This window comes from Desulfosarcina sp. BuS5, from assembly GCF_028752835.1.
GTDB lineage: Bacteria > Desulfobacterota > Desulfobacteria > Desulfobacterales > BuS5 > BuS5.
In genome coordinates this window covers 617,215-631,999 of the sequence record NZ_CP087952.1, presented here as the reverse complement: position 1 = coordinate 631,999, position 14,785 = coordinate 617,215, and the positions used below count along the sequence as shown (strand labels likewise).

The 14,785-nt window shown below is 39.8% G+C and carries 11 protein-coding genes; 6 read left to right on the top strand and 5 right to left on the bottom strand.

The features are described from left to right. The first annotated feature begins 37 nt into the window (after positions 1–37). Entirely contained in the window at positions 38–5,515 is a 5,478-nt protein-coding gene (locus BuS5_RS03005) for a PilC/PilY family type IV pilus protein (RefSeq protein WP_051374965.1), read from the top strand. Positions 5,516–6,380: 865 nt separating this feature from the next. After that, positions 6,381–6,587, top strand: coding sequence for a DUF6722 family protein (locus BuS5_RS03000; RefSeq protein WP_274427992.1), 207 nt, complete (start codon positions 6,381–6,383; stop codon positions 6,585–6,587). A 363-nt stretch (positions 6,588–6,950) separates the two neighbouring features. Here the strand turns inward: BuS5_RS03000 and BuS5_RS02995 are convergent, their stop codons facing one another. Together BuS5_RS02995 and BuS5_RS02990 are read right to left on the bottom strand one after the other, a co-directional pair. After that, the gene (locus tag BuS5_RS02995; RefSeq protein ID WP_027355004.1) at positions 6,951–7,244 is read right to left on the bottom strand and encodes a type II toxin-antitoxin system RelE/ParE family toxin; all 294 of its coding nucleotides are present in this window, start codon (positions 7,242–7,244) and stop codon (positions 6,951–6,953) included. After that, a complete protein-coding gene (locus BuS5_RS02990; RefSeq protein ID WP_027355005.1) occupies positions 7,225–7,437 on the bottom strand; it encodes an addiction module protein in 213 nt (70 codons plus the stop codon). Before BuS5_RS02990 ends, BuS5_RS02995 begins: the two co-directional genes overlap by 20 nt. Before the next feature lie 784 nt (positions 7,438–8,221). Between BuS5_RS02990 and BuS5_RS02985 the strand changes: the two genes are divergently transcribed. From BuS5_RS02985 to BuS5_RS02975, 3 genes are all read left to right on the top strand, one after another. Then, positions 8,222–8,458: a DUF4258 domain-containing protein gene (locus tag BuS5_RS02985; protein ID WP_198012330.1), complete on the top strand. Its 237-nt coding sequence runs from the start codon at positions 8,222–8,224 to the stop codon at positions 8,456–8,458. Positions 8,459–8,559: 101 nt separating this feature from the next. Further along, positions 8,560–8,781 (top strand): type II toxin-antitoxin system MqsA family antitoxin, encoded by a 222-nt coding sequence (locus tag BuS5_RS02980; RefSeq protein ID WP_027355006.1) that lies wholly within the window; start codon positions 8,560–8,562, stop codon positions 8,779–8,781. 501 nt (positions 8,782–9,282) lie between these two features. After that, positions 9,283–9,552: a type II toxin-antitoxin system HicB family antitoxin gene (locus BuS5_RS02975; RefSeq protein ID WP_198012331.1), complete on the top strand. Its 270-nt coding sequence runs from the start codon at positions 9,283–9,285 to the stop codon at positions 9,550–9,552. A 400-nt stretch (positions 9,553–9,952) separates the two neighbouring features. Here the strand turns inward: BuS5_RS02975 and BuS5_RS02970 are convergent, their stop codons facing one another. The 3 genes from BuS5_RS02970 to BuS5_RS02960 form a co-directional block, all read right to left on the bottom strand. Then, the gene (locus BuS5_RS02970; protein ID WP_027355008.1) at positions 9,953–11,308 is read right to left on the bottom strand and encodes an ATP-binding protein; all 1,356 of its coding nucleotides are present in this window, start codon (positions 11,306–11,308) and stop codon (positions 9,953–9,955) included. 251 nt (positions 11,309–11,559) lie between these two features. Further along, positions 11,560–11,868 (bottom strand): group II intron maturase-specific domain-containing protein, encoded by a 309-nt coding sequence (locus BuS5_RS02965; RefSeq protein ID WP_274427764.1) that lies wholly within the window; start codon positions 11,866–11,868, stop codon positions 11,560–11,562. A 38-nt stretch (positions 11,869–11,906) separates the two neighbouring features. Next, a complete protein-coding gene (locus BuS5_RS02960; protein ID WP_274427991.1) occupies positions 11,907–12,932 on the bottom strand; it encodes a reverse transcriptase domain-containing protein in 1,026 nt (341 codons plus the stop codon). A gap of 1,195 nt (positions 12,933–14,127) precedes the next feature. On the opposite strand from BuS5_RS02960, the gene BuS5_RS02955 reads away from it, so the two are divergent. Further along, positions 14,128–14,337, top strand: a complete 210-nt coding sequence (locus BuS5_RS02955) for a type II toxin-antitoxin system HicB family antitoxin (protein ID WP_027355340.1) — start codon at positions 14,128–14,130, stop codon at positions 14,335–14,337. Positions 14,338–14,785 lie beyond the last annotated feature (448 nt).

The window sequence follows — 14,785 nt, the reverse complement described above, 5'->3', positions numbered from 1 at the left end:
GCCAAGTTATTTTTGTGCGAGTCCTTAGGAGGTCGGGATGATCAAAAACATAATAAATAAAAGTATAATAGCGGGAATAAGTTTAGCTATTCTTGGCTCAATCGCCATAACGAAGACATGCTATGCAACAAACAAAGATGATTACACTCTTTTGCCCCCCTTTGTTTCCGCAGGAGCTCCTCCCCTGGTAATGCTTGTTATGGGCCGTAATCACAAACTTTACTATGAAGCCTATAATGATGCATCCGATTTAAACGGCGATGGGGTGCTTGATGTGGGATACAAACCTGATATCGATTATTATGGATATTTTGACAGCTTTAAATACTATGAATATAATTCAACAAATGGCCGCTTCAATCCTGTCGGCACAACCGATGATAAAAAGTGCCCTTCTTCAGGAAATTATTGGAGCGGTGATTTTCTCAATTACCTTACCATGTCCAGAATGGATTGCCTTCGCAAGGTACTGTATGGAGGATATCGCTCTACGGATACTACATCCGAAACAGTCCTGCAGCGGGTATATGTCCCGCAGGATGCCCATTCCTGGGGCAAGGAATATGAAAGCATTGAACATGACAGCTATGATATCAGGGATTATACTCCTTTTGAGTTGCCTGATCCAGGGACAAGACACCTTTTCGCATCAACAACTCTATCAGACAACGGCGGTCCTCTGCTCAGGGTTGCACTAAACAACCCACACAGAATATGGGAATGGGTAGCCAAGGAAAGACCTGTTTGTGATGATTCAATTGTTTCAAGCAGTGGTAATTATAACAGTTATCCTGCCAGTCATAATGACTATGAAAATCTGGTACTTGCTTATGCCAACCCCAGCCATCTACAAGGAAGCCAGTCCGTAGACAATATTGATGGAAGTGGAAATCCATTTGGGTCTGATGACTACTATCTTACTATTTTTTCCGGTAATATTAATATAGCCACAGGTGGCGCTTATGAATTTGCCGTGGATGGTGATGATGCCGTGGAGGTTATTATTGACGGCATAGTAGTGGCTGGATGGTATGACGGCCATGGCAGATGCAACTGTCATACCTATCATGGCACTATTGACCTTGGCGCAGGTACACATGAAATAGAATTCAGGCACCAGGAAAGAACGGGTGGTGATAATTATTATCTCCGGTGGGCTGGTCCAGACAGCACAGATAATAATTGGGAAATAGTTCCAGGCAGTGCTTTTAATGACCTTACCCAGACGGTTTACGATGTTCAGAGTGGCGGATCGGCTATTACTGATTATATAGTCCGAGTTAAAGTTTGCGACTCTTCAATGCCGGAACCTAACAGTAAAATATATCCTGACGGCTGTATAAAACCGATTGGGCTTCTCCAGAGACACGGTGAATCAGAAAGAATGTATTTTGGCTTATTGACAGGCTCTTATGCAAAAAATACGTCCGGAGGTGTATTAAGAAAAAAAATCGGCACCATTACAGATGAAATTAATTCCACCACCGGTCAATTCACAGGAACAAACGGAATAATCAACACAATTAACAAATTTCGTATTGTTGGATATTCCTATAATAGTAATGGTGGGGATTCCTATAACTGCAACTGCGGCTGGATAACCACGCATCCTCTTGAAGAGGGCCAATGCCGGATGTGGGGAAACCCGGTAGCCGAGATGATGTATGAGGGATTAAGATATTTTGCAGGAACAGGAAATCCTACATCTAATTTTACATACAGCGGGACAACAGATGATTCTAATCTTGGACTTCCTTTGCCTGACTGGGATGATCCCTATACTTCAAACGAACATTGTGCAAAACCATTTATGCTTGTAATAAGCGATATAAATCCAACCTATGATTCTGACCAGCTTCCCGGAGTTAATTCTAATTTTGGCAATGGAATTGCTACTAATGGTTTAACCGGAATGGATGTAAGCAATTTGGCAGACACCATTTCAAATGAAGAAAATATATCAGGAGATTATTATATCGGACAATCAGGAAGTAACTACGATGGCGCACCCACAGTAAAAAACGTAACAGGGTTTGGCAGCATTCGCGGCCTGGCTCCGGAAGAACCTACAAAGGAGGGAAGTTATTATTCCGCCGGCGTAGCCTATTATGGGCGAAAAACGGATATCAACACTATTGAGGAAGATCAAAAAGTTATAACTTACGCGGTCGGCCTGGCTTCACCCCTGCCAAGGATAACAATACCGGTCGGGGGGCAGACTGTAACCCTTGTTCCATTTGGTAAATCGGTGGGTGGTTATTCAATTGATGGAACTGAAGGGCAATTTCAGCCGACCAATACAATTGTTGATTTTTTTGTGGATACTATTACGCCCACTTACGGAAAATTCAGAATTAATTATGAAGATGTTGAGCAAGGGGCAGACCACGACATGGATGCTATTGTTGAATATGAATATACAGTCAATGCTGATAATACAATCACCATTACATTGACATCAACCTATGCCTCCGGTTCAATAATTCAACATTTGGGCTATGTTATTTCCGGCACAACAGCAGACGGCGCTTATCTGGAGGTAAGGGATTATGATACGGGCTCAGGAAATGATCCTGATTATTTTCTTGATACACCTCCAGGCCAGGGACCGGGAGAAACCTGGGATGATGATGAAGCTCTTCCAATAACTACATCAAGAACCTTTACTCCCGGAACCGACACTGCCGCAACACTTCTTAAGAATCCCTTATGGTATGCAGCCAAATGGGGCGGGTTTGAAGAAGGAGAAGACGGAAATAATATCCCTGATAAACAGGAAGAATGGGATAAGGATATGGATGGTGTGCCGGATACCTATTTTTATGTAACAAATCCCTTGCGGCTGGAAGAACAGCTTAACAAATCTTTTGCCGACATCCTGCGCCGGGCCGCATCAGGAACCGCTGCTTCAGTTATCTCCAGCACACGTTCAGGAGAGGGAGCGATCTATCAATCACTATTTTATCCGGAATATAAAGGCCCGCTGGGAAATACAGTAAACTGGGTGGGTGATGTGCATGCACTATTTGTGGATGCCTACGGTAATATGCGTGAAGACACAAATCAAAACGGACAACTTGACATGGCAAAAGATGCTGACAAAGACGGCACCATAGAAGTCGGCACCTGTTCAGATCCGTTGGAAGAGGGAGATCTTGTAATTAAATTTGATGGATCGAATGTTTACAAACATGCCGATATAGACGGGAATGGCAGGCTGGAGCAATTAGAAAAATACACAGATTCCAACGGCAATGACATGTATGATGAAGGTGAAGAATATATAGATACAAACGGAAATGGCATGTATGATGATGAAAAAATTCCTCTTTGCGTGGGAACAATCGGGGACATAAAATATTTATGGTCAGCAAACAACTGGCTTGGCGATATATCGGATGCTGATATTACCAAACAAAGGTCGACATATATAAGCAATACAAAACAAAGATATATATTTACCTTTGTAGACAGTAATAAAGATAAAATCCCTGATTCAGGTGAAGTTATTGATTTTATTGATACAGAAAGCTCTATATATCCCTATCTTCATCTTTATCCTTCTGTTTTTGGCGCAACCTTGCCTGACTATCTTCCTGCTGATGCTACAGCCAAAGAAGCATTTATTAATATTCAATCTAAAAGAATCATAAACTATATAAGAGGACAAGACCAGGGAGAAGAAGCCAGTATGTCTATTCCAGCCTTCAGGAGCAGGCAGATAGACTATAATGAAGACGGTACAGTAGATACATGGCGGCTGGGGGACATTATCTATTCCTCTCCGACAGTAGTGGCGGCGCCTGCTGAGGATTTTGATCTGCTTTATGGAGATACAAGCTATACGGAATTTTATCGTAAATACAAAAACCGCCGGCACGTTAATTATGTAGGCGCTAATGACGGTATGCTTCATGCCTTTAACGGAGGTTTTTTTGATTCATCCATTAATCCATCCACTAAGTTACCCATTAATAAGTTTTGGAAAGGTTATTCCGAGTCCGACGGAACATTTAATGATACCGGCCCCGATCTGGGAGCCGAACTTTGGGCATATGCTCCCTATAACCTTTTACCGCACCTGTACTGGCTTACCGAAAGCGACTACAATGCCGATTACCATGTGGCTTATGTAGATTTAAAACCAAAAATATTTGATGCCAAAATATTTACTGCTGACGATGATCATCCTGATGGCTGGGGAACAGTTCTTGTTTGCGGGATGCGTTTCGGAGGGGGGCAGATCCAGGCCGATACAGATAGAGATAATACTAACAAATATGATGATAATGGCACTCCACAAGATGAACCGGTGATGAGGTCGGCATTTATAATTATGGATATTACGAATCCTGAAAAGAAACCGGAACTTTTGGGAGAAATTTCTTTTGATGGTCTTGGTTTTACAACATGCTATCCAACAGTAATATGTATGAAGGATAAAACCGACAACGACCAGAACGACTGGTATCTTGTTTTGGGCTCAGGACCAATCGGAAGCGGAGCAAACGGGCCGGATACAGCATCTTTGCAGGAAGCAAGCAGCCAGCAAAAAGCTGCAATATATATAGTTGATTTGAATGAACTTGTTCAAAATAAAACCATATCATCAGACAATCCATTTGTAGAACTGGATGATAACTCATTTGTATCAGATCCTGTATCTGTAGATTATAACGTAGATTCTAACGTAGATTCTAACGTAGATCCTAACCTTGCTTACAAAGCAGATGTGGTATATTTTGGCACGGTATCAGGAGACTCAGCTATTGGATGGGGAGGTAAGTTAAGAAGAATCATCATAGATAATAAAATTGCAAGTGCTGACTGGATTGGAGACAGCATCTTGATTGATGCCGGCAAACCTATAACCGCAGCGCCTTCTGTCGGCAAGGATGAAGTTGGCAATCGCTGGGTCTTTTTCGGAACCGGAAGATTTTTTAATCGGTCTTCCGACGTTACAGGTGGGCACGCAAATGATCAGCAAACCTATTACGGCATTAAAGATCCACCAGATAAAGATCCACCAGACCTCTTGGATGTCAGCTCAGTAAGGGTATTCGACAATAGCACCACAATGCAAGACACCGACAATGATATATTTGTAACGAAAGATGGCTGGCTTTTAAATTTTCCGGAAACCGGAGAGAGAAACTTTGGTCAGGCTGCTTTGCTGGGCGACATTCTTTTGTTTACTACCTACAAACCGGATGATGATGCATGCAGCTACGAAGGCTCCAGTAAACTTTATGGAGTATACTTCAAGACCGGAACCGCTTATTATGAATCTGTTTTAGGCCTTGGCACGGATGTAGACAATGATGGCAACCATGAAATTATAAGAATGAAAGACCTTGGCAAGGGGCTTGTAATTACACCAAATATCCATACCGGCAGAGAAAAGGGCTCAAAAGCTTTTATTCAATCAAGTACAGGAGCTATAATTGATATTGAAGTAAATAATCCAGGAACAACAAAAAGCGGGACCGTTTCTTGGGCAGAAAAGTGTGATTAAATTAATAAATTATCATGACTGTGGGAATTGCTGAAAAATAGCGGTATGCATTCCCACGCTGGAGCGTGGGAACGAGAAAAAAATCAGGGGGAATGGGATGCTTCCTTTGTCCCGTTAGGGACATTTAAAAATAGGCCGGCAATTTATTACCGGTAAAGTCACACAAATTAATATAGCAATCCTTCCTCAGCATGCCCTGAAAGGGCTAAGGAACGGGGACGAAATAACTTTCACAAGTAGGACACAGCCTGATAATATTGAGTACGGAAGTTATAGCGATGCCGGCGGCGTGTGAATTCTTCCAAAGCAACTATATTTCAGGCATCTGCTCAGTTATTTTGTCAGCGCATTCTTGACTGCCAATACCACGGTTTTCTATGCATATGAGCGATAGCCCAAACAATAATTTTTTCCTTGTCTAATGTATACAAGATTTTATAAGGAAATTTGGGGAGATATGCTTTGTAAATATTTTCTGCTTCTATTAAAAACCAATCCGGATTTTGCTTAATCTTTTTGAGTTGATTAGCCACAGATTTCTTATTAGAAACTTTACTGAAAATATTCTACCCTTTATAAATAAAACTCATCTGTTGACATTTCGACTTGTAGAGACGATGCATGCATCGTTTCTACCCCGGTGGCAATAAACCCGATGGAACGTCCAAAAATCGCAAAGGCGTAAGGGATTCCTCTGGCAGGGTAGTTTATTTTCAGGAAAATTCCTTACAGCTCGCCCTCTTTCTCACGAGCTTTTGTTCCTTGCGATTGATGACCATGATTGCGGTTCTGAATTTATTCTCCCAGTGTGCCATTATATTTTTAACTTGACGAGAAAAAGTGAAACATGTAGTTTTTAAAAATAATGCCGCTTATTAAAACAGAAAAACAAAAGGATAATCTTGCTAAATTCTCCTACGATATAGCAAAGATTATACTTGCAGTCACAGTAGTCGGCCCCATAGCAAAACCAGAAACCTTCCATTTTGCCTTATTTACAGGCGGGTTTATGGTGACCGTAATTTTTTTTGTATGTGGGTACATGCTTGACGCCAACGAGGTGAGATTATGACATATTATGGTATTGCCCTTATCATTTTAGGTATTATTGGTTTAGCAGGGATTATCTATATTCAACTTGACAAGAAGCGCTTACATAAAAAAAAATAAGAAAATGTTAGACCCTGCTCCAATTTTCAGGAAAGTTTGGGTAAACGGAGAGGACGTTGGTGCAGAGCATGCCTGGCTAAAGTCACACAAATTAATATAGCAATCCTTCCTCAGCATGCCCTGAAAGGGCTAAGGAACGGGGACGAAATAACTTTCACAAGTAGGACACAGCCTGATAATATTGAGTACGGAAGTTATAGCGATGCCGGCGGCGTGTGAATTCTTCCAAAGCAACTATATTTCAGGCATCTGCTCAGTTATTTTGTCAGCGCATTCTTGACTGCCAATACCACGGTTTTCTATGCATATGAGCGATAGCCCAAACAATAATTTTTTCCTTGTCTAATGTATACAAGATTTTATAAGGAAATTTGGGGAGATATGCTTTGTAAATATTTTCTGCTTCTATTAAAAACCAATCCGGATTTTGCTTAATCTTTTTGAGTTGATTAGCCACAGATTTCTTAAATCGTTTCCCTAATCCTTTTGATTGGAGTTCATACCATTCGATTGCTTCGTCAAATTCTTGTGCAGCTAATTCATGGATCTTGACCTTCATTATATAATCCTTCAAAATCGAATAATTTTGCCCTGCCTTCATTAACGGCATTTATACGATTTTTAACTTCAGTAATCCATGTTTGACGAATTCCATCTTCCTCGTAATCAATGCTGGAAAGAATTAACTCTGCAAGCGCCACCCTTTCGTTAGGCGGCATCTCTAATGCCTTTTCTAAAAGTGTATTGTCCATATTACACCTCCCTTTTCGTATATTTATTTATGCTTCATTCATCAGTTGGGCCAGCCTTCCAGGGTAATTTCGCAACTCGGCCATCTCTTTTTTTTCTGTTTATAAACGTAATTTCTATTTTAAACCGGGTCATCTTAATTTTCACTATTCATAAAATTGATAATGTTACATTCCAGTTAAATAAAATCAAGAACATTGTGGATTCTGGAACGGAGGGGACGTTGGTGCAGAACATGCCTGGCTGATGCAATTTTATGAATCTAGCAATATGCCAAGGTTAGCCGGATTAGATGCCCTTGGTGAATTGGGGCACATCTTGAATAGTGAATAACTATCAATAAAGCCAAATTTATCATTTGCCTTGTTCCCATGCCGGAGCATGGGAACAAGAAAGCAAGAACCGTTAAAAGTGTAAACTACTTTTGAGCATTTATGAAGGATGCCCTCCTTTTTTGTAATTTTAAATCGAAGTTTAAACCAGACCCAAATTTATGTGCCTGCTTCAGAAACTTATTTTATCCTCTTTCCAGACATATATAAATAATATGAAAAGATTTCAACTATTTCCTATAACCGCAGAGGACGGGGGGAGAGGGAAGATTTATATCTTTGCTTGTTGGTTTGGCAACTATATGATAGCGATTAATATTATTGTCATTGCTCAATTATTTATAACATGAATAATATCAAAAACTGTACAATAACTTATTGTTGGACGATTGATAAAACGCTATTCGTTTACAGCGCATTATGCATATGTGTAAGTAGTTGAGGAGATTTAATAATGCAAAATCAGGCACTTCCTGATTACCCTTTAAAATTCATACAGAAATGTGTTAGCCAGGGGAAAATACTTTGGACGTATCATGTGAATATGCGTTTAAAACATCGCTTCATTGCCCGGCAGGCTATTGTGGATTCTTCTGATTGCTATGAAATCATTGAGCATTATCCGAAAGATAAATATTTTCCGAGCTATCTTGTCCGTTCAAAATATCAAAACAATGTAATACATATATGATTTGCTATTGATCTGGAAAGTAATAATATAAGAATAATAACGGCCTACCGTCCAAATTCTACGGAATGGGAGGCCGGGTTCAGAATAAGGAGGCGCCTATCATGAAATGCCATGTATGTGGTTCAAAATTAAAGCATTTAGTCACAGACCTTCCATTCAAAGCTAGCGATACAACCATTGCTATTCTGAAGGATCTACCTGTAATACAGTGTGAGAATTGCGGTGAGTATTTGCTGGATGATCCGGTAATGATCCGTGTTGAAGAAATTCTTAAAAAGGTAAACGCCGTTGCGGAATTAGAGATCATACGGTATGCTGCATAAAAAGGGGTGAATCAGGGTCACATCTTGAATAGTGAATAAGTATTAATAAAGCCAAAATCATCCTTTCCCTGGTTTTCATGCTCCGGCGAAGCTATATAATAGTATGCATTTACACGCTGGAGCATGTGACCTAAAAAGCGAGAACCGTTCAAAGTGTAAACTATTTTTTGTAGCTTAATAAAGGATGCCCTCCGTTTTTGTAATTTTAAATCGAAGTTCAAACCAGACCCAAATTTATATGCCTGCTTCAGAAACTTGTTTTATCCTCTTTCCAAACATATATAAATAATATGAAAAGATTTCAACTATTTCCTATAACCGCAGAGGACGGGGGGAAAGGGAAGATTTATATTTTTACTTGTTGGTTTGGCAGCTATATGATAGCGATAATAATATTATTATCATTGCTCAACTATTTATGACATGAATGATATCAAAAAACTGCGCAATAACTTGTTATGCCAAAATGAATCTTATACCATAATAGATAGGAGCAAAAAGATGTCACAGTATATTCTTACTGGATACGTTGAAAATGCGTTAGCAGGCGCAGAATATGATAAACTAGAAGATGGGACATTTTCGGGACGTATTCCATCTTGTAAAGGAGTATTAGCCTTTGGAAAAACATTGCGTGCCTGCGAAGATGAATTGCGCTCGACATTAGAAGATTGGTTGCTTGTCGGACTGAAATTAGGTCATCCTATTCCTGTTATATCCGAATATGATTTGAATAAGGAACCTACTTATGAAGCAATGGCATCCATGTAAACGTCGAATTCTCATTAAACGTTTACGTAAACTTGGATTTCATGGGCCATTATCGGGAAGCCGTCATCAATTTATGGTTTTTGGATACCATCGTCTGAGTATACCATCAAATACAGAGTATTCACTGCCACAATTACGGATGGTATTAAATGAGGTGGAATTAATCTTAGAGCGTTCTATTACTGCTAATGAATGGAATAGCTTGGCATAACAAATGAACGAAATTAGGGTCACATCTTGAATAGTGAATAAGTATTAATAAAGCCAAAATCATCATTTCCCTGGTTTTCATGCTCCGGCGAAGCTATATAATAGTATGCATTTACACGCCGGAGCATGAGAACGAGAAAGCAAGAATCGTTAAAAGTGCAAACTACTTTTAAGCATTTATGAAGGATGCCTAATTGTGAATGGGAAAAGATGTTATAAATCGGTTAATTGCTTCATCAAGTCTTGATAAAAGATAATACGGAATCGAATAAAGGTAAAATATTTTCCCGGAAGGAAGCTCTATTTGATCAATCCTGTTTATTCCGGAATATATCCGGACTGCATAAGGATGATTACTTTTTTCCATGAATAAATTTAATGACTTCAGTTTACCGACCTTTCCACTTTTAACTTCAATCGGGATAACGAATTCTTTAAAAGGATAGAGAAAGTCTATTTCAGCGTTACCCTTTTCCCGTATCCAGAAATTGAGAGATGGAGCACGACAGGTTTGTGAAATAATTTCCTGTGCTGCAACCTGTTCCGATATTTTCCCCTGATATACATTGTCGAGCAATTTTTTTTTGTTGAAAAACTCCTTAAATCCAATTCTGTAGTTAGTCAAACCGACATCAAGAAAAAATAATTTAGGAGCTTTTCGCATTTTTTCAATAATTGGAATCTGTTTTGATGTTGATGGCCTTGAGCGATAAACAATCAGCGCACGCTCAAGAACATCAAAAGCTTCTTTAATTTCTCTTGATCTATATGAAGATTCGCCGAATTTTTCATATGTAATCCGTTCACCGGCATAGAGTGGAGCTCTGTCAATCGTGTGTGTTAAATATTTTGCTTTAGCAATATTGGAATATTTTTCAACATCTTCAAGGTATCCCATAAAAATTGAATCATATATATTCCTTAACGCTGAATATGATCCTGTTTTCATGTAAACAGCAAGGACTTCCGGCATTCCTCCAACAAAAGCATACTCATTAAACTGTTCAAGCAGTAAATCGTGAAAAGGGGTTTCGGCTATTAAATCCATATTCAATAATTTTTCAGCAAGTGGTGGATTTTTAGCTTCTATATATTCCATAAAATTTACAGGATATAAAAAAAGATTCCTTACCCTGCCAACGGGAAATGAAAAACCCTCACGTTTCGAAAAAACCTCAAGAAGTGAACCGGCAGCAATAACGCCTAATTCTTTTAGATCTTCATGAAAATATCTGAGCGCTTTTACAGCTTCGGCGGAATGTTGAATTTCATCAATAAATAAAAGTGTATTTTCAATTTTTACGTTATACCCTTTATAAAGCAGGATTCGTTCAAAAAGTTCCTGGCCGGTATTAAAATTTGTAAAAAGCTCACGTTCTTTTGGTCTTTCCAGGTTGATATCAATAAAATGTTCAAAATTTGAAGCAAATTGATTAACGATAAATGTTTTTCCAACTTGTCTTGCTCCCCGTATTATGACAGGTTTTCTGTTCTCCAGCTTTTTCCAAAGTAATAATTCCGATTCGATCTTTCGCTTGATTATCATGGCAGACCCTTTATGATATTTTTTATCCCCTGCATTATTACATAAAATGTTACTATTCTATGATAAATAATTACATAAAACGATTAATTGGTCAAGCTCCAGGTAGGAGCATCGGTTACCCGACGCCCCCCCTACAGACCCGTACGTGAAGATTTCCCTCATACGGTTCCTCGGTTCAAATCCTTTTTACCGGATTATCAACCAAACAGGCGACACCCCGTTTGGCGTATAACTTTGCAGCCCTTACGGCATCAAATATTATGGACTATTCTGGGTAATGGCAGTGGGTATGTTGTGCGCAAGTCCTCGAACATTACTTCGCCCTTGTGACTTCTTCGGCTTAACCATCGACGCCATGCTTTCTCAGTATATTCAAACACAACTTCCAGCACTTTGTAGTTACTTATTACTCCAAAGTACTGGTAAAAACCTCGCAGTTTACTGCAAAGAATCTCATACTGCTCGGCCATTGGCTTATGACGGTTATCCTTGCACCATATCCATATTCTCTTCATAAAACGGCTTGAACGCTTTCTTGCCGTCTTTTTCTTTATTACCATGTACCCTTTTAATGATTTTGACCAGTAAAATGTAAACCCTAAAAATCAAACGTCCCGTTTCCCTTTCCGCTAATGCGTTTGGAAAATCGAATCAGTTTTGTCTTTTCCGGGTGAAGTGACAGCTCGAACTGTTCGAACCGCCTGGGTAATACATCCATGACACGCAATGCGTCTTTTTCATACTCGAACCCGAGGATGAAATCATCCGCCCAGCGTATGATGGAGCATCTCCCTTTCATCCGGGGGATCACTTCTTTCACGTACCAGTCATCTAAAACATAATGAAGAAAGATATTACTGAGCACAGGGGAAATTACTCCTCCCTGTGGAGTGCCCGTTTCAGAGTACGTCAGGTTGCCTTCCTCCATTACGCCTGCATTCAACCACTTCCCTATCAGGCGAATCATTCCGCCGTCACTTACTCTCCGACGTATCATGTCTTTAAGTAACTCGTGATTAATATTGTCAAATAGTCCTGTAATATCTGCGCTTACTATCCAGCTGATATTCTGCTTCAAGCATTGCTCACGTAAATCTTTGATTGCCATGTGTTGGCTCCGACCTTTTCTGAATGCATGGGAAAAATTGTAAAAATTCCTGTCAAATATGACATTCAATATGGCTGCTGCTGCTTTCTGGACAATTTTATCCTCAAGTACAGGTATGCCAATTGGACGCTTTTTCCCTCCTTCCTTGTCTATCCAGATACGCTTTACAGGAGACGCAACGTACTGTCCTCTCCGCAGTCGTTCATACAGATTATAGAGGTTTTGATCAAGATTTTCGGCATACTCCTTTGCCGTAACCTTGTCCACTCCTGCAGATTTGCTTTTCCGAATTTTACGAAAGGATTGTTTCAGTAAATCAAAGTCTATCCGATGGACTACTGATGTAAATACCAGTTCAGGATTACTTTGAGCAAGCAGCTCGATTTTGATAAGGGATGACCCACCTGTTAACACCGGTGGTTGTCCCCATTCTATCGGTCTGGAATTGCAAGCGACCGTTCTTGCAATTTCTCGGCTTTTTGTTGATATGGTTTGTGACATCTGTGTATCTCCCATAATTCCTGCCAAAAAAACGTTATACCCTGCTTCACCTTCCCTGCAGTGGGTCGCTTGGGCATCACTTCCCCACCTTTCCGATCAAGATAGTTCAATTCTTAATCATCGGTACTATGATCTGCTAAGACTTCCGAATGTTTATCTCAGGTTCGTTCGCTCTTCGCTATCCTCCCCTGATACCTTGTATCGCCCATCTTTTAATGTTTGTGTTTCTGCCAATGGCAGACTCGTTGCAAGGCGGGACATTCCTATGCAACGCCGGGATTTCGCTTGCGCTGGATTTCCTGTTACCGTTCTTTTTACCCAAGGAAACATCCGGGTCTCCCAAGTTCCCGAGCTACCCCTTTGAGTACATGCCCTGGTCTAAGACCCCGGTGGTGTCCTGAATACTTGCCTTAGCATATTCAGGACTGCTGCCTTCCGCTGTCTCCAAAGCGTCGGCTTTTTCCTGCAAGCAGGATTATCACAATGACCACAACCATACATTTTTCGGGGCTCAATACAGAGCCTGCAATCTTGCTCCGTCCAGCTCCAGACTCCCGTTACCGGGTTTACCTGTGGACTTCGCTACTGACCTGCTGGTTAGTCTTTAGTCAGGTGGGACTATCTTAACATCAATGCCAGAGCAAGCCCTGCAGAGATGAAGGAAACAAACCGTTTCCCGAGCACCCACTTGGTAACAATATCGAGTTTCAAAGACCTTGTGTCTTATCCCAACGATTCGGATTTATCTTGGCACGAGGGGGGGGGGGGAGTATGGGAGGTCTTTCAAAAACAAAATGACTTGATACCCTATTGCTTAAAAAGTTGATTTTTAATTAATTTTTGATATGCTATTTTAAAAAATGGAGCCTTTATACTCATCTGTACTATTATTAAAACACTATTGGTTATAAAATCACATAAGTAAATAAAAGTCTTTCAAATCAGAATATGATATGGGCACATATGATAAACTTTTGATAAAAACTCCTTCGGAGTACATCAGATGCCAACATTTCATTTCCCAAATTATGCATCTTGCTGAAAGCACTCGGATTTAATGAACGAATACGGGGTGACCACCATATATTTTTTATGAATGATGTTAAAGAAATATTGAATTTGCAACCTATTGGTTCAAAAGCTAAAGCGTATCAGGTAAAACAGATTCGAAACATTATAATAAAATACAAATTAAATCCGGGAGTAGAGTATGAATAAATACGAAATAATTATTTTTTGGAGTGACGAAGACAAATCTTATATTGCCGATGTTCCCGAATTGCCCGGATGCATGGCAGATGGCAAAACGTACCAGGAAGCTATTTCAAATGCTGAAATTATTATAAATGAATGGATAGAAACTGCAAAAGAGCTGGATCGTGAAATTCCACTTGCAAAAGGTCGATTAATTTTTGCATAATAAGGAACGAGGGCGAGGACGCCTATGATTTTATGCTTTTTTTTATTTATTAATTTAAAGGCTACCAAAGAAAACGAACTGGGTATTGTGTAATAAGCGTATCAGGGGTAAGGATTGTTAAAGAATGTTCAATTGCCTGACATACAAGCATACGGTCAAAAGGATCTTTGTGGGGAGTAGGTAGGTAGTTTACATAGGTGCAAAGTATCATTTTCCGATAAATCTAAACGGGTGATCAAGTGTCTTTTTCGCTCTTTGGGAATAAATTTATCAGGTGAAAGAGGAAGAGGAAGAGGAAGAGGAAGAGACAATTTGCCCAAACGATATTTAACATTGATTTCCCACGCAGAAACAGCACTTAGATAGTGACTGAACGAAAAGCTAAAATTGTTATATTTTCAGTAGGTTAAGTGTGTTTTTTAAATTGAAGTTTTTGAGCCGTTAGCTT